The sequence below is a fragment of the Streptomyces sp. NPDC051582 genome, from assembly GCF_040681715.1.
Taxonomy (GTDB): Bacteria; Actinomycetota; Actinomycetes; order Streptomycetales; family Streptomycetaceae; genus Streptomyces.
In genome coordinates this window covers 1-20,263 of sequence record NZ_JBFAZJ010000061.1, presented here as the reverse complement: position 1 = coordinate 20,263, position 20,263 = coordinate 1, and the positions used below count along the sequence as shown (strand labels likewise).

13 protein-coding genes and 1 pseudogene are annotated in these 20,263 nt (G+C 72.6%); 6 read left to right on the top strand and 8 right to left on the bottom strand.

The window, feature by feature from the left end:
* The coding region (locus AB0M92_RS38080) for a beta-ketoacyl synthase N-terminal-like domain-containing protein (RefSeq protein WP_366106964.1) at positions 1 to 210 on the bottom strand (210 nt) is incomplete at its 3' end.
* Between the two features lie 693 nt (positions 211 to 903).
* Here AB0M92_RS38080 and AB0M92_RS38075 point away from each other — a divergent pair.
* From AB0M92_RS38075 to AB0M92_RS38065, 3 genes and pseudogenes are all read left to right on the top strand, one after another.
* Complete coding sequence (locus AB0M92_RS38075) at positions 904 to 2,535, top strand: MFS transporter (protein ID WP_366106963.1); 1,632 nt, start codon at positions 904 to 906, stop codon at positions 2,533 to 2,535.
* Positions 2,536 to 2,655: 120 nt separating this feature from the next.
* A complete protein-coding gene (locus tag AB0M92_RS38070) occupies positions 2,656 to 3,279 on the top strand; it encodes a hypothetical protein (RefSeq protein WP_366106962.1) in 624 nt (207 codons plus the stop codon).
* Positions 3,182 to 3,399: pseudogene (locus tag AB0M92_RS38065) on the top strand (NUDIX domain-containing protein); the annotation flags it as partial. The gene AB0M92_RS38070 and the pseudogene AB0M92_RS38065, both read left to right, overlap by 98 nt.
* A 69-nt stretch (positions 3,400 to 3,468) precedes the next feature.
* Here the strand turns inward: AB0M92_RS38065 and AB0M92_RS38060 are convergent.
* The 7 genes from AB0M92_RS38060 to AB0M92_RS38030 form a co-directional block, all read right to left on the bottom strand.
* Entirely contained in the window at positions 3,469 to 4,215 is a 747-nt protein-coding gene (locus AB0M92_RS38060; protein ID WP_366106961.1) for a TetR/AcrR family transcriptional regulator, read from the bottom strand.
* A 186-nt stretch (positions 4,216 to 4,401) separates the two neighbouring features.
* Positions 4,402 to 5,175, bottom strand: a complete 774-nt coding sequence (locus AB0M92_RS38055) for an alpha/beta fold hydrolase (protein ID WP_366106960.1) — start codon at positions 5,173 to 5,175, stop codon at positions 4,402 to 4,404.
* Positions 5,172 to 6,539 (bottom strand): methylaspartate mutase, encoded by a 1,368-nt coding sequence (locus tag AB0M92_RS38050; protein ID WP_366106959.1) that lies wholly within the window; start codon positions 6,537 to 6,539, stop codon positions 5,172 to 5,174. The genes AB0M92_RS38055 and AB0M92_RS38050 overlap by 4 nt, the downstream gene beginning before the upstream one ends.
* Positions 6,536 to 7,042 carry a cobalamin-dependent protein gene (locus tag AB0M92_RS38045; RefSeq protein ID WP_366106958.1) on the bottom strand — a complete coding sequence of 169 codons (507 nt, stop codon included), beginning with the start codon at positions 7,040 to 7,042 and terminating at the stop codon, positions 6,536 to 6,538. Before AB0M92_RS38045 ends, AB0M92_RS38050 begins: the two co-directional genes overlap by 4 nt.
* Positions 7,035 to 8,270: a type III PLP-dependent enzyme gene (locus tag AB0M92_RS38040; protein WP_366106966.1), complete on the bottom strand. Its 1,236-nt coding sequence runs from the start codon at positions 8,268 to 8,270 to the stop codon at positions 7,035 to 7,037. The genes AB0M92_RS38045 and AB0M92_RS38040 overlap by 8 nt, the downstream gene beginning before the upstream one ends.
* 11 nt (positions 8,271 to 8,281) lie before the next feature.
* Positions 8,282 to 9,751, bottom strand: a complete 1,470-nt coding sequence (locus tag AB0M92_RS38035) for an AMP-binding protein (protein ID WP_366106965.1) — start codon at positions 9,749 to 9,751, stop codon at positions 8,282 to 8,284.
* A 198-nt stretch (positions 9,752 to 9,949) separates the two neighbouring features.
* On the bottom strand, positions 9,950 to 10,738 hold the full coding sequence (locus AB0M92_RS38030; RefSeq protein WP_366106956.1) for an alpha/beta fold hydrolase: 789 nt from the start codon (positions 10,736 to 10,738) through the stop codon (positions 9,950 to 9,952).
* A gap of 454 nt (positions 10,739 to 11,192) precedes the next feature.
* On the opposite strand from AB0M92_RS38030, the gene AB0M92_RS38025 reads away from it, so the two are divergent.
* The 3 genes from AB0M92_RS38025 to AB0M92_RS38015 form a co-directional block, all read left to right on the top strand.
* Positions 11,193 to 12,431 (top strand): cytochrome P450, encoded by a 1,239-nt coding sequence (locus AB0M92_RS38025; protein ID WP_366106955.1) that lies wholly within the window; start codon positions 11,193 to 11,195, stop codon positions 12,429 to 12,431.
* Positions 12,432 to 12,445: 14 nt separating this feature from the next.
* A complete protein-coding gene (locus tag AB0M92_RS38020) occupies positions 12,446 to 12,661 on the top strand; it encodes a ferredoxin (RefSeq protein ID WP_229907090.1) in 216 nt (71 codons plus the stop codon).
* Between the two features lie 144 nt (positions 12,662 to 12,805).
* Positions 12,806 to 20,263: SDR family NAD(P)-dependent oxidoreductase (locus AB0M92_RS38015; RefSeq protein ID WP_366106954.1), on the top strand; the 7,458-nt coding region annotated here is incomplete at its 3' end.

The window sequence follows — 20,263 nt, the reverse complement described above, 5'->3', positions numbered from 1 at the left end:
GAACGCGGAGACCCCGTCGCGCCCCTCGGCCACGAGCCGCCACAGGTCGTCGGGGGAGTTGACCCCGCCGGGGTACCGGCAGGCCATGCCCACGACCGCGATCGGCTCACCCGATGACCTGCGCTCCGCCTCCGCGAGCCTTTTGCGGGCCTCACGCAAGTCGGTGGTAGCCCGGCGTAGGTACCCGAGAAGCTTCTCCTCGTTGCTCACCGAGCACACCCTCCTATGCCATTCGACGGCGCCGAGGCGAGCTGCGCTTTTCCGTGCGCTCCGGGCAGGAATTACGACCCTGCGCCGAGTCGGCACATACGTTTCACAAACTCGCGACGGACTGAGATCTCTCGAAAATTACTTCGGTGGAGTGTGGTCCGCCCACCCCTGAGCGCGATCCCGGGCCCCCTAGGATCACAGCCGTCCCACCCCTCCCCGTCGCGGAGCGGCCGGAGTTGGCGCAGCACGACCGACCTGACCCCTTGACGCGGGCATCGGCATGCCAGGGGTCGGGTTAGGGGTGGATAGGGGTGGCTGCGGAGCAATTCGCTCCGTTAGCGTTCAGTACGGAAACTCTGACGAGAGTCAGGCCAGGCGAATCGCCCATCCGGAAACACGCTTGCTTTCAGGGATACAGCTATGCCTTACAAAGACCCGGCGTTAGCAGCCCGTTCCGGCGATCCGCTTTCCGTGCAGGATCTCACTCATATCAATTCCGACGAGCGCCTGGGGTACCTATCCCACGGCGCTCATGCTGTCTTCCGCCGCTCCACGCAGGACCCGTTCCCGCCCCCACCGTTCGCGGCGCAACCCCCCACCGACCCCTCCACCCCCCAACGAGTACGTGACACGCGTGTGCGTACCTGATACGCTCTGCGTGCCGCGTACGCCGAGAGGATATGGACGATTGCCATGACGGAACTGAAGCCCAAGGCAGGAACGAAGGAGTGGATCGGCCTCGGAGTGATCGTTCTGGTCACCCTGCTGGTCTCTGTCGATGTATCCGTGCTGGGATTCGCGATCGCGCCGCTGAGCGAGGACATCTCGCCCACGGCCTCGCAGCTGCTGTGGATCATGGACATCTACAGCTTCGTCCTGGCCGGCACCCTGGTCACCGTCGGCTGGCTGGGCGACCGCATCGGCCGCCGCAAGCTGCTGCTGATCGGTGCCGCCCTGTTCGGCGTGGCCTCCGCCTGCGCCGCTTTCTCCACCAGCCCCGAGATGCTCATCGCCTCGCGGGCCCTGCTCGGCCTCGCCGCGTCGACCCTGACGCCGACGTCGCTGGCGCTGATCCGCAACATGTTCCACGACTCCAAGGAGCGCAAGACGGCCATCGCGGCCTGGGGTGGCACGCTCACCTCGGGTGCCGCCATCGGTCCCGTCGTCGGCGGCCTCCTGCTGAACAACTTCTGGTGGGGCTCGGTCTTCCTGATCAACACCCCGGTGATGGTCCTGGTCCTCCTCTCGGCGCCGTTCCTGCTCCCCGAGTACCGTGACCCGAACCGCGGCAAGCTGGACCTGCTGAGCACCGCGCTCTCCCTGGCCGGCGTCATGACGCTGATCTACGGGTTCAAGGAGCTCGTCATCGAGGGCTACAGCCAGGGCGCGGTCATCTGGGCCGTCGTCGGCGCCGTCCTCGTCATCGCCTTCGTGATCCGTCAGAAGACCGCCGCCAACCCGATGATCAACATCTCGCTGTTCCGCAGCGGCGGCTTCAGCGGCGCGGTCATCGTCAACCTGATGGTCGCCTTCGCCCTGATGGGCAGCAGCGTCCTGACCAACCAGTACCTCCAGATGGTGCTCGGGTACTCCCCGCTCACCGCCTCGCTCTGGTCGCTGGCCCCGATGCCGGCCATCGGCATCGCCGTCGCCCTGTCGGCCTCGCTCGGCCGCAAGGTCCGCCCGGCCGTCCTCATCGGTTCCGCCCTGGTCATCATGGCCGCCGGCTTCGGCGTCCTGACCATGGTGGAGGTCGACTCCAGCATCGCGATCGTCCTCGTCGGCGTCGGCCTCCTGGCCGGCGGCATGGTGGCCTCGAAGACGCTGGCCGCCGAGATCGTGGTTACCTCGGCCCCGCCGGAGCAGGCCGGTTCCTCGGTGGCGACCTCCGAGACCTTCACCGAGTTCGGCATCGCCTTCGGCTTCGCCTCGCTCGGCTCCATCGGCTCCGCCGTCTACCGCGACGACATGGCCAAGATCAGCCCCGAGGGCATCTCCGGCTCGGCGCTCGACTCGCTGCGCAACACCATCGGCGGTGCGGCCGACGTGGCCGCCCACCAGTCGCAGCAGGTCGGCGCCCAGGTGATCGACGCCAGCCGGGAGGCCTTCACGCACGGCCTCCAGGTGGCCTCGATCGCCGGCGCGGCCCTGATGCTCCTCACCGCGGTCATCACCACCCTGCTGCTGCGCAAGACCCCGATCGAGGCGGCGCTGCCCGGCGCGGTCGAGGCCGCCCAGTCGCAGGAGCCGCAGCACATCCCGACCACCGCTGGTGCGGCTTCCACCCCCGCCGCCGCACCGCACTCTTCGGTCGCCTATCACTGATCCGCCGACAGGCCCCGAAGAGCCCGAAAGACGTCCGCCCCGGCCACCGAATGGTGGCCGGGGCGGACGTCTTCGGTTTCCCCGGAGCCGGCGAACGCTTCCTGTGCCAAGCTTCGGAGCATGGGGTGGACGTACAAGGTGCACGGCGGTCTCGCGACCGCGCTGGGCAGCACGCTGCTGGTACTGAGCGCACTGACCTGGCTGCCCGGCACCTTGCCGCTGACCGGAACGAGGTGGCCGCTGGCGGCAATCGCCGTGCTCCTCTTCCCCGTCTTCACATCCGCCCTGGCGCGTCTGTTCCTGACGCGCGCGGACCGGCACTCTGTCTGGCTCGCCGTCCGCTGCCTTCCCCGCAAGACCCAGGTGGCACTTGCGGCTTTGGCCGTGTCGGGTGTGGTGATGACGGTCGCCAGTACGGCGGGCGAGGGGAACCTGCAGTCCGCGGAGGTGAAGGAAGGCCGGTTCTTCGCCTTCGACACCACGCCGCAGACGCGCGGCACGGTCGAGGTCTCCCGGAGCCGGTACCAGGCCGTTCTGGAGAGCGATCAGCGCACCCTGCTCGCGATCCCGGGCCTCCTCTTCGTCGCCGCCGCGTACGCAGTCCTGGCGGCCGGAGAACTACGCCGGGCAGACCCCGACGCCACGGGTGTGGCGCCACCGCTTCATCACGGACGCGTGGGCCCGGGAGCTGCCCATGGGCCTGGTGGAGGCGGACGAGACCCCCGACGAGGCCGCCGCCCGTGAGGTCCTTGAAGAGAAGAGACCGGCTGGCGCCCTGGTCCGATGAAGCCGCTGCTCTACGCCGAACCGGCGAACGGCATCACCGACTCCCAGCACCACCTGTTCCGGGCCGACGGCGCCACGCCGCCCGGCGCGGGACTGCGCCCCGTGTGTGCGATGCGGTGCGGTCCGCCGGCTTCGGCGGTGGCCCGGTCAGGACAGGGGGTTTTCGCCCGTGTTCTTGCGGATCAGGACCTCGATGCCGTCGAGGACGCGTTCCAGGCCGAACGTGAAGTCGTCGTCCGTCTCCTGGAAGGTGCCGGCTTCGATCAGTTCGCGGACCGCGGGGAAGGTCTCCGCGTCGACGAACTTGTCCATGGCCCGGCCGTAGTTGGCCATGAGCTCTTCCTCGCTCTGGTCCTGGCTGGTCAGCGGCATGGACACCTGCGCGTTGTTGCGTACGTAGCCGACCATCAGAAGCATCACCGAGAGCTTCTCGTTCGGCGAGAGCCCGGTGCGGCCGAGGGTGCGCAGCCCGCATTCGAGCCAGCTCATCTGGCCCGGCTCCAGCGGCGGCCCGCTGACCGGGACCTGGAGCATCCACGGGTGGCGCCGGAAGATCTCCAGGAACGCGCGGGCCCACAGCTCCAGGCCGCCGCGCCAGTCCTTGTCGCTGCCTTCGAGCAGCGGCGGCTTGCCGTACGCCATGTCGACCATGAGCGAGTGGAGTTCGTCCTTGCTCGACACGTGCCGGTACAGGGACATCGTCGCGAAGTCGAGCCGCTCGGCCACCCGGGCCATCGACAGGGAGCCCAGCCCGAACTGGTCCGCGTACTCGATCGCCGCCGTGACGATGCGTGCCGCGCTCAGGCCCGCGCGCGCTCCGCGCTGTTCCTTGCTGCGCAGCTCCCACAGCACGTCGATGCTGCCCGGCAGGCCGCTGCCCTCGCTACTGGTCATGGAGCGTCCCGCCTTCATTCGTCCTCTTCGAGAGATCCGGATGGATGCCATGCGTATCACGCACGCATCCAGTGACATGGTATGCGTCACCAGGCCGTTTTCCCGCACCCCGGCCGGAATGCGGGACCGGGATACGGGAAAGGCTCCCGCCGGATTCGGCGGGAGCCGGCGCCCGGCCCGGGCCGGTCAGCCCAGGTGCGCGGAGATCTCCCCCAGGACGGCGCCCGCCTGGGAGTTGAGGTAGAAGTGGCCGCCGGGGTAGGTGCGCAGTGCGTACGGGCCGGTGGTGTGCCGCTCCCAGGCCCGGGCCTCCTCGGCCGTCACGTGCGGGTCGCTGTCGCCGGTCAGGACGAAGAGCGGGCAGGTCAGCGGCGGGCCGGGCTGGTACCGGTAGGTCTCCGCGGCCCGGTAGTCGGCGCGGATCGCCGGCAGGATCATGCGGACGATCTCAGGATCCCCGAGCACCGCGCTGTCGGTGCCCGCGAGCCGGGTAACGTCCGCGAGCAGCCCCTCGTCGTCGCGCAGGTGCACCCGCTCGTCGCGGACGGTGGACGGGGCGCGCCGGCCCGAGGCGAACAGTCCGTGCAGGACGGTGCCCCCGGCCTCCAGGCGCCGGGCGACCTCGAAGGCGAGGGTCGCGCCCATGCTGTGCCCGAAGAAGGTGACGGGCCGGTCGCACCACGGCCGCACCTCGGCGGCGAGGGCGTCCGCGAGCTCCCCGATGGAGTCGAGGCAGGGCTCGTGGCGGCGGTCCTGGCGGCCCGGGTACTGGATCGCCAGGACGTCCGCGCCCGGGGTCAGCGCCCGGGAGACCGGGAAGTAGAAGGAGGCGGAGCCGCCCGCGTGCGGGAAGCAGATCAGCCGGTGCCCGGCGTCCTGGCCGCCGGGGTGGAAGCGGCGCACCCAGGCGCCGGTCTCCACGGGGACGGGGACGGGGACGGAGACGGTCTGTGTGGTCATGCGGTGTACTCCTTCGTCCGTGACCCGATCTCCGCGCGGCCGCGGATCAGCTCCGCGGTGACGGGGTCGAGTTCGCGGGGTCCTGCGTCGAACTTGCACCGGACATGGAAGAGGTCGTTCATGAGGTCGGCCGAGCCGATCTTCCGCGAGGGCCCGCGCTCGGCGATCCCGGCGATCGGCAGCTTCCCGGTGTCGGCCCAGGCCAGCCGGCCGCCCGCGTCGATGTAGCTGCGCGCCCGGCCCGCGTTGTCGGGGTGCACGCAGTACGGGACGTCGAGGTAGCCGTGGCGGAAGGCCTTCAGCAGGGCCCGCCCGAGGTCGTCGTCGAGGTTGAGGACGGCCTCGACCAAGGCCCGCGCCTCCTGGTAGGTCGGGGTGTCGGCGAAGGTATCGTCGCGGCCGCGGCCGGTGCGCAGCGCCGTGTCGCTGGCGTATTCGAGGGCCTGGACGTTCTCGGCGATGGTGGGGATGCGGCGGGCCTCGGCGGCCGTCTTGACGATGAGGCGTTCCGCGCCCGTGGTGACGGCGAGCCGGGCCGCGCTGGCGAGCAGCCCGTACGCGCCGTGGTCGGTCTCGGGGTAGACGCCCATGTAGGCGTAGATGACGACGTGCCAGTTGGCGACCGGCAGCATTTCGGCACTGAGCCGGCGCAGGGCGGTGACGGCCTCGCGGTCCTGGACGGGGTCGGTCTGCTGGGCGTAGCTCATGGAGATGGAGCGCAGCCCGCGCTGGGCGAAGAACATCGCTTCGAGGAAGCTGATGGCGACGAGCTGGCTGGGCGGGCACAGCTGGCCCATCATGCAGCCGCCGAAGGTCTCCAGGTGGGGTTCGATGCCGACGTCCTGCATGCGCACGTACAGGTCGCAGCACTCCTCCCAGTTGCGGACGGCGTCGGCGAGCGGGGTGCGCCCGTAGGGCAGGCAGTACGAGACCGGCCCGCCCTCGGTGGCGTTGAGGTTCAGCCGCATCATCGCCCGGAAGATGTCGATGGGCGTGGCGGAGCCGTGCCGGACCTGGACGGGGAAGCCCTGGTCGCGTACCCCGTCGAGGACGGCGGCGGTGGTCTGCGCCGGGTGGCTGACGACCGGGTAGCCGTTGAGGTCGATGCCGTCGCGCAGGGCGGTCTCGACGGCGTCCAGGTTCCCGACGCGGGTGTAGCTGTCGAGGGTGAGGGTGCCGACCGTGGCGGCGCGGGCGGCCTTGGTGGCGGCGAGCCCGGCGCGCATCCGGCCGGGGTCCCCGAAGCCCATGCGGGGCTGGACGACGAGGCGGCCGTTGCCGCCCTCCCTGCGGACGAACTCCCCGAAGTCGACGGGGGCCGGGCCGGCGGGCAGTCCCTCGCGGACGGCGGCGGGTTCGCTCATGCGGAGACCCGGGCGTGGTCCGCGGCCTCCACGGCCGGCCGCCGGGGCTCCGACGGAAGGGTGGCGAGGAAGGCGTGGAACGCGGCGATCGGGTCCTGGCCGTCCTCGAACACGGCGTCGAAGCCGGCGGCCATCAGCTCGTGGGTACGGCTGGCGCCCTCGCCGCCGTCGGTGCCCAGCTTGCCGCCGATGACGATGGGCGTCGCGGCCAGCGCAGCCGCGTCGCGGAGCCGGCCGATGACCCGCATCCCGTCCTGGTAACCGTGGCCGTTGACACTGCTGATGACGATCATCTCGGGGTTGCGGTCGCGGCATTCGGAGACGAGCAGTTCGTCGGGGACGCACGGGCCGAGATTGACCACGTCGTACCCGCACTCCTCGATGAGCAGCTGGAGGAAGACGAGGTTCCAGGTGTGGGAGTCGGAGGCCAGGGTGGTGACGATCACGGTCCCCTTCGACCGCTCGACGAGGGACTCCGGGCCTCTGGCGGACAGGTCATGCATCATCGCCCTCCACACTCCGGTAGGTGCGTACGTGTTCGATGCGCGAGACGGAGACGACCTTGCCGCCGGAGACGGCGACCTCGGTCGGGGCCGGGCGGCCGAGGAACATCAGGAGGCTCGACGTGGGCCCGTACGCCCCGGCATTGGGGATGCGCACGAGGTCGCCGTCCTCCAGCGGGGGCAGGTCGATGCCGCGGCCCAGGACGTCGCCGGGGGTGCACAGCGGGCCGACCAGGCTCGCCTTCTCGGTCTCCTCCCCCGCCTCGACCTGCACGGACACCGGCAGCAGCCGGCCGAGGCCGGACATGCCTCCGAAGGTGTTGATGCCGGCGTCGAGGATGACGAACTTCTTGCCCCGGCTGATCTTCACGTTGCTGACGCGGGCCACGAGGGTGCCGCTGTCGCCGGACAGGTAGCGGCCGGACTCGACGGCGAGGTGCGGCGCTCCCTCGCGCCACTGCGGGAAGTGCAGGTCGAGCGAGGCCTCCAGCTCGGTGCGCAGCTTGGGGTAGCGGGCCCGCTCGCCGTGCTGCGCGTACGGGACGGAGAAGCCGCCGCCGATGTCGAGCAGGCGCAGCGGGACGCCGAGGTCCTCCTGGATCGCGGCGGCCGCCTTGATGGTGTGGGTGAGTTCGCCGATGAGGGCTTCCTCGTCGGCGGCGTTGCTCTGGGAGAAGAGGTGGAGTCCGGCGATGCGGGTGCCGGGCACCGAGCGCAGCTGTTCGGCGAGGCCGGCGACGGTCTCGCTGTCGATGCCGAACTGGGTGGGGGCGCCGGTCATGCGGATGCTGGTGGTGGCGCTGGCCGTGGCGCTGTTGATGCGCAGCAGGCAGTCGGCGACCGTGTCGTGTTCGAGGGCGGCGCCGCCGATGTGCTCCAGGTCGCTCAGGGACTCGGCGGAGAAGGTGCGCACGCCCGCCCGGATGGCGTCGAACAGTTCCTCGGGGGTCTTGCCGGGCCCGGTGTAGAGGATGTCGGAGCCGGGGTAGCCGGCTTCGAGGGCGGCGGCGAGCTCACCGGTGGAGCTGATCTCGGCCTTGCAGGCGGGGCCTTCGCCGTCGCGCAGCGCCCGTACGAGGTCGACGTGCGGGTTGGCCTTGAAGGCGTAGAACACCTCGAATCCCTCGGGCAGCCAGCCGAAGAGGTCCCGGCGGGCGGCTCGGGCGCGGTCGAGGTCGTAGACGTAGAGGGGCGTGCCGTACTGGCGGGCGAGCTCGGTCGGCTCCATGGACGGGAAACTCACTTTCCACTTCCTTCGAGCAGCAGGGCCAGCTCTTTGCGGGAGTTCTTGCCGTGCTGGGTGAGCGGGAACTCGCTCAGCACGCGGACGATCGCCGGGACCTTGGCGGGCTCCAGGCGCTGGGCCACGCCCTTCAGCACCTCGGCGGGGGTCAGGTCGGCCTCGACGAAGAGGGCGAGGTCGTGCTTCTCACCGGGTGCCAGGGCCGCGGCGGCGCGCACTCCGGGGATGTCCATGGCGGCGCCCTCGATCTCCAGGGTGCTCATCCGCAGGCCCTTGCGCTTGAACATGTCGTCGCGGCGGCCCTCGAAGTAGAGGTAGCCGTCGGCGTCCAGGTGGCCGTAGTCCCCGGTGTGCAGGCTGCGCTGCCCGCTGGCGGGGTCGGTGCGGAAGGTGTCGGCGGTGATCTCGGGGCTGTTCCAGTAGCCGGGCATGACGTGCGGGCCGACGGCGACGATCTCGCCGACCTCGCCGGCGGGCAGCTCGCTGCCGTCCGCGTCGACGATCAGCACGCGGGTGCCGGGGAGCGGGAGGCCGACCGCGCCGGGGCGGGTCCGGTCCTCCTCGGGCGGCATGACGGTGATGCGCTTGGCCTCGGTCTGGCCGTACTGGCGCACCACGCGGGCTCCGGGGAAGTGCTCGCGCAGCGCGTCGATGGTGGCGGACGGCAGGGCGGCTCCGGTGTTGGTGAACATCCGGACCGGGGCCTGCGGCTCGGTGTCCCGCTTCGCCAGGCTGACGATCATGGTGGCGAAGGAGGGGACGATCGGGACCACGGTCGCGCCGGTCTCGCGCATGCGGCGCACCAGTGTGAGGTCGGAGTCCTGGTCGGCGAGGACGATCTCGCAGCGGGCGATGCAGGTCATGACGACCTTGTAGAGGCCGTAGTCCCAGGACATCGGGAAGCGGCAGAAGACGATGTCGTCCGACCGGTACCCGAGCGCCTCGACCAGGCCCCGGGAGGCGAACGCGACCTGGGCGTGCGGGCAGACGACGCCCTTGGGGGCGGCGGTGCTGCCGGAGGTGTAGATGAGGGTCGCCACGTCGTCGGGGCGCACCTCGGAGGCGATGCGGGCGCCTTGCGCGCGCAGTTCCTCCACCTCGGACCAGACGTCGGCGAGCAGGTGCACCGCGCCGACGGCCTCGCCCAGGCCCGCCGCGGTCGCGGCGTCGCCGATGGCCAGCTTGGGCCCGGCGTTCTCGCTGACCTGCCGCAGGTGGTACGGCTTCATGGTCGGGTTGAGCGGTACGAACACCGCTCCGGCGCGGGAGGCTCCGTAGAACATGGCGGCCAGCTCGCGGCTGGTCGGCAGCTGGAGCACGACCGGGTCGCCGACGCCGATGCCGCGGCCGTGCAGCCAGGCCGCGAAGGCCTGGCCGTACTCGTCGAGCTGCCGGTAGGTCCAGGCACCCGCGGCGTCGCGGATGGCGGGGGCGTCCGGCGCCGCCGCGGCAGCGGCGTCCAGCAGCCCGTGGACGGTTTCCTTTTGGGACGGTCCGTGTCCGGGAGCAATTCCCGCTGCTGCGGATTCTTCGCGTATCGAATACGAGAGGCTGGCCAACGCCCCACTCCTGCCTTGAGTTGTGGCTCGGGTCGTCCCCCCGTGAACCGGCTGGAAAAGACCCGAGGGAGACAGGACATCCTTCTTTTCAGATGTCGCTTGAATTCAGACTGAGTTCGCTTGGAACGACCGGGCAATGTGGTCGGTAACGACCTTCCGTACGTCGTCGGCGTGTTCGTTCAGGAAGAAGTGGCCCCCGGTGAAGACGGTGAGGCTGAACGGTCCGGCGGTGTGTTCGCGCCAGGCCGCGGCCTGTTCGGCGTCCACGTGCGGGTCCTCGGTGCCGGTCAGCACGGCGATCGGCGTGCCGAGCGGCGGGCCGGGGCGCCAGCGGTAGCTCTCGGCGGCCTTGTAGTCGCTGCGGATGGTGGGAAGGATCATGCGGACGAGCTCCGGATCCTCCAGGACGGCCGCGTCGGTGCCCTGCAGGCGCAGGATGCCGGCGACGAGCTCCTCCTCGGTCTCGGCGGCCTGCGCGGCCCGGGCCGGGCCCGGTCCGCCGCGGGTCCGGGACGGGGCGCGCATCCCGGAGACGACGAGCCCGGCCGCCGGCCGGCCCCGCTCCTCCAGGCGGCGGGCGGTCTCGAAGGCGACCATGGCGCCCATGCTGTGCCCGAAGAGGGTCACGGGCCGGTCCGACCAGGCCAGGACCTCCTCGGCGGCGTGGTCGGCGAGCACCTCGACGGACTCGACGCAGGGCTCCGTACGCCGGTCCTGGCGCCCGGGGTACTGCACGGCGAGCACGTCCACCGCTGGGGCGAGCGCCTGCGCCATCGGGAACCAGTACGTGGCGGCGCCGCCCGCGTGCGGGAAGCAGACGAGGCGGTGGGGGGCGTCCGGCGAGGGCTGGAACCGCCGGATCCATGCGCTGGTGCCCTGCAGCGTTTCCGTCATGACTCCTCGACTTCCCTTCCCGGTGACCGGGCGTCTTCCCGAGACCGGGCGGTATCCCGAGGCCTCACCCCATCGAAACGGCGCGCGGGCTCCGGCCGCCATTGCCACCGCCCCCTGTGACCACCCTTCACCACCCCTAATTTCGCCGGGCCCCCGCCTTTCCCATCAGGGGCGCCGCGGCTTAGGGGTTTTCAGCAGGGGTGAAGGACAGCAGCCTGAATGGGGTGAACTCCGGTTGGGGGTCCCCCCGGACGGGGGCACCTCCCGGCGATAGCCGGGGGAGAGTCCGGCAAGGAATGCGCAGGCGCTTTCCACGAACGGTGACGCACCGGTACGTGCGCCCTCCCACCGCCACCCGCTGAGCCCGAGCCCGAGCCCGAGCCCGACCACGACCCACGCGATCGATCCAGGCCGTGACCGCACACCAGGTGCGGGGCGGATGAGAGAGGGACCCATGACGGAACTCACCACTGCGCGGTCGGAGACGACGGTCCGCGCGTTTCCGCTGCCGCGCACCGGCTGTCCGATGCAGCCGGCTCCGGACTACGCCGTGCTGCGCGAGACGGAGCCCGTCTCCCGCGTGAAGCTGACGTTCAACGGTCGCGAGGCCTGGCTGCTGACCCGGTACGAGGACATGCAGCAGATGCTGCGCGACCCCCGTTTCGAGTCGGACATCGCCGACCCCGGCTACCCGCTCCAGTTCGGCTTCCCCCTGGAGCTGCTGGAGCAGGGCATCGTCCAGCGGACCCTCTTCCACATGGACCCGCCCGTCCACACGCAGCACCGCATGATGCTGATGCCGGAGATGACCGCCAAGAAGGTCGAGGCCATGCGGCCCCGCACCCAGGAGATCGTCGACGAGCTCATCGACGCGATGCTCGCCCAGGGCGGCCCGGTGGACATCATCTCCGCGCTGACGATGCCGCTGCCGTCCGTCGCGATGACCGAGCTGCTCGACGTGCCGCGCGACCAGACGGACCTCTTCTACCGCTGGATCACCTCGCTGGTGACCCAGGGCACCCCGGAGGAGCACGCCGCCGCCAACACCGAGGTCGAGATCCTGCTGCACCGGCTGATCGCCGAGCGCACGGAGAAGCCCGCAGACGACCTGATCAGCAGCCTGATCCTGCGCAACCGGGACCGCGGCGGCGACCTCGGCCCCACCGACATCAGCGCGCTCGTCCGCACGATGATCGCGGGCGGCCACGAGAGCACGATGAACGGCATGACCATGGCCGTCCTGGTGCTGCTCAGCCACCCCGAGCAGGCGGCGGTCCTGCGCGAGAAGCCGGAGCTCGCCGGCCAGGCGGTCGACGAGCTGATGCGCTTCTCCAGCGTCGCCGACCACGGCACGGTCCGCGTCGCGAAGGAGGACGCGGAGATCGGCGGCCGGCTGATCCGCAAGGGCGAGGGCGTCATCTGCTCGCTGACCGCGGCCAACCACGACCCGAGCGTGTTCGCGGACCCGAACACCCTCGACTTCCACCGCAAGGAGGCCGCGCAGAACATCGCGTTCGGCTACGGCCACCACCGCTGCGCCGGCCAGGTCCTGGTCCGGATGCAGATGGAGGTCGTCTTCACGACGCTGCTGCGCCGGATTCCGGGGCTGCGTCTGGCCAAGCCGGTCGAGGAGCTCCCCTTCAAGGAGAAGGCCCTCATCGACGGCCTGCACGAGCTGCCGGTCACCTGGTAACGGAGAGGACGAAGATGCTGCAGGTCATTATCGACAAGGACGTCTGCGTCGCCTGTGGGGCCTGTGTGCTCTCGGGTCCGGACGTCTTCGACCAGAACGAGGACGGCCAGGCCATCCTCGTCGTCGACGAGCCGGGCGAGTCGCTGCGCGACCAGATCCTGGAGTCCATCGAAGCCTGCCCGGTGCAGGCCCTGAGCCTCGTCGAGCACGCGGTGGCCACCGCCGAGTGACCCCGCCCGTCCGCCCGGAGACACCCCCCGTCTCCGGGCGGACGACGACTTGTTGACGCTCCGTCACGTCGGAGTCCTTAGGTCCTTACGAACGCCTTTACGTCCTTTCGTCCTCTGCGGACAACGAGTGTGTGGAGTTGCTAGATGACTGAGCCCGGAAACTTTGTCTCCGGCACCGACGGTGTGCCGACCGGTCACACCGCGGCGGACGCGGCGACGGAGTCCGCGCTCGTGCGGGACCTCCAGGCGCTTCCGACGACCGAACAGACCCACGTCCTGCTCGACCTCGTACACGATCACGCGCTCGCCGTGCTGCGGGCGAAGTACGCCGACGCACCCGAGGCGTTCGCGGGGGCCGCGCTGCCCGTGTCGCTCGACGCGGACCGCTCCTTCAAGGACCTGGGCCTGGACTCCGTCGCGCTGCTGGAGCTCCAGGTGCGGCTGAACGCGGCCACCGGCCTGGCGCTGCCGCCGACCGTCGCCTTCGACCACCCCTCGCCGGCCGAACTCGCCGCGCACCTGCGCACCGAGGTCCTGGGCCTGGCCGACCGCCCCGAGGCGCCGGTGCGCGCGGTGGCCGTCTCGGACGAGCCCATCGCCATCGTCGGCATCGGCTGCCGATACCCCGGCGGGGTCGCCTCCCCCGAGGACCTGTGGCGGCTGGTCAGCAACGGAGAGCACGTACGGGACGAGTTCCCCGCCGACCGCGGCTGGGACCTGGAGGCGCTGTTCTCCGACGACGCGACGACGCCCGGCACCACGTACGTGCGCCACGGCGGCTTCCTGCCGGACGCCGCCGAGTTCGACGCGGACTTCTTCGGGATCAGCCCGCGCGAGGCCCTCGCGATGGACCCGCAGCAGCGGCTGGTCCTGGAGACCGTGTGGGAGGCCGTCGAACGGGCCGGCATCGACCCCGCGACCCTGCGCGGCACCGAGGCGGGCGTGTTCATCGCCGCCGAGCCCCAGGAATACGCGATGCGGCTGCACGAGGCCCCGGACGGCCTCGACGGCTACCTGCTGAGCGGCAACGCCCCCAGCGTCATCTCCGGCCGCGTCTCGTACGTGCTCGGCCTCGCGGGTCCGGCCCTCACCGTCGACACCGCCTGCTCCGGCTCCCTCGTCGGCATGCACCTGGCGGTCCAGTCGCTCCAGCGCGGCGAGTGCACGCTCGCGCTGGCCGGCGGTGTGGCCGTCATGGGCAGCCCGGGCACCTTCACCGCCTTCAGCCGCCAGCGCGGCCTCGCCCCCGACGGCACCGTCAAGGCCTTCGCGGCCGCCGCCGACGGCACCGCCTTCGCCGAGGGCGTCGGCGTGTTCGTCCTGGAGCGGCTCTCGGACGCGCAGCGCAGCGGCCACCCGGTCGTCGGCGTCATCCGCGGATCCGCCCTCAACCAGGACGGCGCCTCCAACGGCCTGACCGCGCCCAGCGGCCGGGCCCAGCAGCAGGTCATCCGCCAGGCCCTCGCCAACGCCGGCCTGACCTCGCAGCAGGTCGACGCGGTCGAGGCGCACGGCACCGGCACCACCCTCGGCGACCCGATCGAGGCGCAGGCCCTGATCGCCACGTACGGCAAGGGCCGCCCCGAGGACAACCCGGTCTGGCTCGGCTCCGCCAAGTCGAACATCGGGCACACCCAGGCGGCGGCCGGCTCGGCCGGCGTCATCAAGATGCTGATGGCGATGCGCCACGACGAGCTGCCCCGCACGCTGCACGTGGACGAGCCCACCCCCAACGTCGACTGGTCGGCGGGCGAGGTCCGCCTGCTGACCGAGTCCCGCGCCTGGCCGAAGGGCGAGGAGCCCCGCCGCGCGGGCGTCTCCTCCTTCGGCGTCAGCGGCACCAACGCGCACGTCATCATCGAGGAGCCGCCGGCCGCCGAGGCCGCCGCAGCCCCGGGGGTCGCCCCGCAGGCCGCCCCCGTGCTGCTGCCGGTCTCCGCCACCGGCGAGACCGCGCTGCGCGCCCAGGCCGCCCGCCTGCTGGCCCGCGCCGAGCAGGAGGACGCCCCGGCCACCGCCGACCTCGGCTACTCCCTCGCCACCACCCGCGCCCGCCTCGCGCACCGCGCCGTGGTGGCCGCCGAGGACGCGGACGCCCTGCGGGCGGGGCTGCGCGCCCTGGCCGAGGGCCAGGAGTCCCCGTACGTCTTCCCGGGCACCGCCGACGGCGGGCGCCTCGCCTTCCTCTTCACCGGCCAGGGCAGCCAGCGCGCCGCCATGGGCCGCGGGCTGTACGGCACCCAGCCGGTGTTCGCCGCCGCCCTGGACGAGGCGATCGGCCACCTCGACCTCCAGCTGGACCGGCCGCTGCACGAGATCCTGTTCGCCGCCGAGGACAGCGCCGACGGCGCCCTGCTCGACGAGACGGTGTACGCGCAGGCGACCCTGTTCGCCGTCGAGGTCGCCCTGTTCCGACTGCTGGAGTCCTGGGGCGTGCGCCCCGACTACGTGGCGGGCCACTCGATCGGCGAGCTCGCCGCCGCGCACGTCGCGGGCGTGCTCTCGCTGGACGACGCGGCGACCCTGGTGGCCGCGCGCGGCCGACTGATGCAGGAGCTGCCCAAGGGCGGCGCCATGGTGGCCGTGGCGGCCTCCGAGGAGACCGTCGCCCCGCTGGTCGCGGCCCTCGCCGACCGGGTGGCGATCGCCGCCGTCAACGGCCCGGCGTCCGTGGTCGTATCGGGCGAGGCCGGGGCCGTCGCCGAGGTCGCCGCCCGCCTGGAGGCCGACGGGCACCGCACCAAGCGGCTGCGGGTGAGCCACGCCTTCCACTCGCCGCTCATGGAGCCGATGCTCGCGGAGTTCCGCCGCATCGCCGAGATCCTGGACTACAGCGCCCCGCGCATCCCCCTGGTGTCGACGCTGACCGGGCGCGCCGCGACCGCCGCCGAACTGTGCTCGCCGCAGTACTGGGTCCGCCACGTCCGCGAGGCCGTCCGCTTCGCCGACGGGGTGCGGGCGCTCGCCGAGCTCGGCGCCACCACGTTCCTGGAGATCGGCCCCGACCCGGTCCTGTCGGGCCTGGGCCGCGACTGCCTCGAAGGCCTCGGACTCCCCAGCGGCCCGCCGGTGTTCGTCTCCGCGCTGCGCCGCGGCCACGAGGACCCGCGGCAGCTGTCGGCCGCGCTGGCCACCGCCCACGCCCGCGGGGCGCGGGTGGACTGGGAGGCGTACTACGCGGGCAGCGGCGCGCGCCGCGTCGAGCTGCCGACGTACGCCTTCCAGCGCGAGCGCTTCTGGCTGGCCGCCCCGGTCTCGCGCGGCGACGCCGCCGGGCTCGGTCAGGTCGCCGCCGACCACCCGCTGCTGGGCGCGGTCGTCTCCCTCGCCGATACGGGCGCCTCGGTGCTGACGGGCCGGGTCTCGCCGCGCTCGCAAGCGTGGCTGGCCGACCACGTCATCGCGGGCAGCACGCTGCTCCCGGGCACCGCCTTCGTCGAACTCGCGCTGCGCGCGGGCGAGGAGACCGGCTGCGAGCGGCTCGACGAGCTGATCATGGAGGCTCCGCTGCTGCTGCCCGCGACGGGCGCGGTGGCCCTGCAGATCGTCGCCGAGGCCGCCGACGCCGACGGCCGCCGCCCGATCGCCTTCTACTCCCGTGACGAGGACGCCCCGGCCGACGCGCCGTGGACCCGCAACGCCTCGGGCGTGCTGAGCCCCGCCACCTCCGCCGCCTCCGCCTCCGGCGCCGCGTCCTTCGACGCCTCCGTGTGGCCGCCGCGCGGCGCCCGCGCCGTGGACACCACGCGCCTGTACGAGGACATGGCCGCCCAGGGGTACGGCTACGGCCCCGCGTTCCACGGTCTGAAGGCCGTCTGGCGGGGCGCCGAGGGCGTGGCCTACGCCGAGGTCGAGCTGCCGGGTCACGTCAGGGAGCAGGCCTCCGCGTTCGGGCTGCACCCGGCGCTGCTCGACGCCGTCCTCCAGGCCACCGACTTCGCCTCCCCCGAGCCCGTCGCCGACGGGCCGCGGCTGCCGTTCGCCTGGTCGGGGGTCTCCCTCGCCGCGGCCGGGGCCCCCGCGCTGCGGGTACGGATCACCGCGACCGGCGCCGATTCCGTCGCGCTCGACCTGGCGGGGGCCGACGGCCTGCCCGTCGCCTCCGTCGAGTCGTTCACGGTCCGCCCGGTCACCGCCGAGCAGCTGCGCCCCCGCGCGCACGACGCGCTGTTCCACCTGCGCTGGACCTCGCGGCCGCTGCCCGCGCCGCTGTCGGCGGACGCGCAGGACGCACAGGACGCGCCGGCCGCCGTCGCCCACCATGCCCTGCGGGGCACCGGGGGCGAGGTCCCCGCGCAGGTGCGCGCCGTGGCCGAGGACGTCCTGACCGTGCTCCAGCAGTGGCTCGAAGACGAGGACCCGGCCGCCGGCCGCCTCGTCGTCCTCACCCGCGGGGCGGTCTCCGTCACCCCCGGCGAGGAAGTCGACCTGGCCCAGGCGCCCGTGTGGGGCCTGGTGCGCTCCGCGCAGGCCGAGCACCCGGGCCGGTTCGTACTGCTCGACTCCGACGGCTCGCTGGAGCCCGACGAGCTGCTGCGCATCGCCGCGGCCCTCGACGAGCCCGAAGCCGCCGTCCGCGGCGGCGAGCTGTACGTCTCCCGGCTGGCCACCCTCCCCGCCGCCGCACCGCAGCCCGCGCCGTGGGGCCCGCAGGGCACCGTACTGATCACCGGTGGCACCGGCGGGGTCGGCGCCGCCGTCGCCCGCCACCTGGTCACCGAGCACGGCGTACGCCACCTGCTGCTGACCGGCCGCCGCGGCGGGGACGCCCCGGGCGTACGGGAGACCGCGGAGGAACTGACCGGGCTCGGCGCCCGGGTGACCGTCGCCGCCTGCGACGCGTCCGACCGGGACGCGGTGACCGCACTGCTCGCCGCGATCCCCGCCGACCGGCCGCTGACCGCCGTGATCCACGCGGCCGGCGTCATCGACGACGGCCTGATCGGCTCGCTCGACGCCGGACGGCTGGACACCGTACTGCGGCCGAAGGCCGACGGCGCGTGGAACCTGCACGAGCTGACGCGGGACCTGGACCTGTCCGCCTTCGTCCTCTTCTCCTCCACCGCCACCCTGCTCGACGGGGCCGGCCAGGCCAACTACGCGGCCGCGAACGGCTTCCTGGACGCGCTGGCCACCACCCGCCGCGCCGCCGGACTCCCCGCCACCTCCCTCGCCTGGGGCCTGTGGACCGGTGTCGGCGGCATGGGCGGGCAGCTCGACGAGGCCGCCCTGCGCCGCATCGAGCGGCTCGGCCTCCAGGTGCTCTCCCCCGCCGAGAACCTGGCGCTGCTCGACGGCGCGCTCACCGCCACCGGCGGCGAAAGCGCCGTCGTACCCGTCCGGTTCAACCTGCGCACCCTCCAGGCGCGAGCCGCCGAGATCCCGTCCGTGCTGCGCGGACTGGTCCGCCCGGCCCGCCGCGGCGCGGGCACCGGCGCCGGCCCCGTCGAACAGTCCCTGGCCCGCCGGCTCTCGGGCCTGTCCCGCGCCGAGCGCGGCGAGGCCCTGCTGGACCTCGTCCGTACGCAGGTCGCGGCCGTCCTCGGCCACGAGGGCGGGGACCGGATCAACCCGACGCGCGCCTTCAACGAGATGGGCTTCGACTCGCTCGCCGCCGTCGAGCTCCGCAACCGGCTCGGCTCGGCCATCGGGCTGCCGCTCGCGGCCACGCTGATCTTCGACTACCCGTCGCCGAGCGCGCTCGCCGACCATCTCGCGGACAAGCTGGGCGACCCGGGCAAACAGGCCCGACGTACGGCGCCGCCCGTCGCGCTCGCGGCGGCCGACGAGGACCCGATCGTGGTCGTCGGCATGGCCTGCCGCTACCCGGGCGGGGTCTCGACGCCCGACGACCTGTGGCAGCTGGTCCAGGACGGGGTCGACGCCGTCGGCCCGTTCCCGATCGACCGCGGCTGGGACTCCGACATCCACGACCCGGAGCCGGGCAGGCCCGGCAAGAGCCTCAGCGACAAGGGCGGGTTCCTCTACGACGCCGCCGAGTTCGACGCCGAGTTCTTCGGGATCAGCCCGCGCGAGGCGCAGGCCATGGACCCGCAGCAGCGGCTGCTCCTCGAAGTCTCCTGGGAGACCTTCGAGCGGGCCGGCATCGACCCGCACGCCCTGCGCGGCAGCGACACCGGCGTGTTCGCCGGCGTGATGTACCACGACTGGGGCCTGCGTCTGGGCCCGCTGCCCGAGCAGCTCGCCGGCTACCACGGCAACGGCAGCCTCGCGAGCGTGGTCTCGGGCCGCGTCGCGTACGCGCTCGGCCTCGAAGGCCCCGCCGTCACCGTGGACACGGCGTGCTCCTCCTCCCTCGTCGCCATGCACTGGGCGGCGCAGGCACTGCGCCGCGGCGACTGCGGGCTGGCGCTCGCGGGCGGTGTGACCGTCATGTCCACCCCGGACACCTTCATCGACATGAGCCGGCAGGGCGGCCTGGCCGCCGACGGCCGGTGCAAGTCCTTCGGCAGCGGCGCCGACGGCACGGGCTGGGGCGAGGGCGTCGGCCTGGTCCTCCTGGAGCGCCAGTCGGACGCCGAGCGCAACGGCCACCGGATCCTCGGCGTCCTGCGCGGCTCCGCCGTCAACTCGGACGGCGCGTCCAACGGCCTGACCGCCCCGAACGGCCCCTCGCAGCAGCGCGTCATCCGACGCGCCCTCCAGGACGGCGGCCTGACCGCCGCCGACGTCGACGTCGTCGAGGGCCACGGCACCGGCACCACGCTCGGCGACCCCATCGAGGCGCAGGCGCTGCTGGACACCTACGGCCAGGAGAGGCCGGAGGACGGCCGTCCGCTGCTGCTGGGATCGATCAAGTCCAACATCGGGCACACGCAGGCCGCCGCCGGTGTCGCGGGCGTCATCAAGATGCTCCAGGCGATGGAGCACGGCGTCCTGCCGCGAACCCTGTTCGCCGACGAGCCCTCCCCCCAGGTCGCCTGGGACGCGGGCGCGGTGGAGCTGCTGACCGACGCGGTCGAGTGGCCGGCGGGCGAGCGGCCGCGCCGCGCGGGCATCTCCTCCTTCGGCATCAGCGGTACGAACGCCCACCTCATCCTCGAAGAGCCGCCGGCGGCGGCTCCGGCCGAGGCCGCCGCGGAGACCCCCGCAGCCCCCGAGTCCTTCGGCGGGCTCCTCCCGTGGGTGGTGTCGGGCCGGACGGCTCAGGCCGTACGGGCGCAGGCGGAGCGGCTCGTCACGCACCTGGAGACCCTGGACGAGGCGGACCTCGCGGTCACCGGCCGCGCACTGGCCACCCGGCGCGCCCGCCTGAACGAGCGGGCCGTGGTCCTCGGCGAGACCCGCGAGGAGCTCCTGTCCGGTCTGACCGCCCTCGCCGTCGGCGAGCCGGCCGCGGGTGTCGTGCAGGGCCGGGTCCGGGAAGGCAAGTCGGCGTTCCTGTTCACGGGCCAGGGCGCGCAGCGTCTGGGCATGGGCCGTGAACTGCACGCTGCGTTCCCGGTGTTCGCCGCAGCGCTCGACGCCGCGGCCGCCGCCGTGGACGAGCACCTGGAGATCCCGCTCTACGAGGTGATGTGGGGCGGGGACGAGGCGCTGCTGAACAGCACCGCCTACACCCAGCCCGCACTGTTCGCCATC

Coding starts and splice junctions, on each gene's coding strand:
- AB0M92_RS38075 (WP_366106963.1), top strand. CDS start 904: ATGACGGAACTGAAGCCCAAGGCAGGAACGAAGGAGTGGATCGGCCTC.
- AB0M92_RS38070 (WP_366106962.1), top strand. CDS start 2,656: ATGGGGTGGACGTACAAGGTGCACGGCGGTCTCGCGACCGCGCTGGGC.
- AB0M92_RS38060 (WP_366106961.1), bottom strand. CDS start 4,215: ATGACCAGTAGCGAGGGCAGCGGCCTGCCGGGCAGCATCGACGTGCTG.
- AB0M92_RS38055 (WP_366106960.1), bottom strand. CDS start 5,175: ATGACCACACAGACCGTCTCCGTCCCCGTCCCCGTCCCCGTGGAGACC.
- AB0M92_RS38050 (WP_366106959.1), bottom strand. CDS start 6,539: ATGAGCGAACCCGCCGCCGTCCGCGAGGGACTGCCCGCCGGCCCGGCC.
- AB0M92_RS38045 (WP_366106958.1), bottom strand. CDS start 7,042: ATGCATGACCTGTCCGCCAGAGGCCCGGAGTCCCTCGTCGAGCGGTCG.
- AB0M92_RS38040 (WP_366106966.1), bottom strand. CDS start 8,270: ATGGAGCCGACCGAGCTCGCCCGCCAGTACGGCACGCCCCTCTACGTC.
- AB0M92_RS38030 (WP_366106956.1), bottom strand. CDS start 10,738: ATGACGGAAACGCTGCAGGGCACCAGCGCATGGATCCGGCGGTTCCAG.
- AB0M92_RS38025 (WP_366106955.1), top strand. CDS start 11,193: ATGACGGAACTCACCACTGCGCGGTCGGAGACGACGGTCCGCGCGTTT.
- AB0M92_RS38020 (WP_229907090.1), top strand. CDS start 12,446: ATGCTGCAGGTCATTATCGACAAGGACGTCTGCGTCGCCTGTGGGGCC.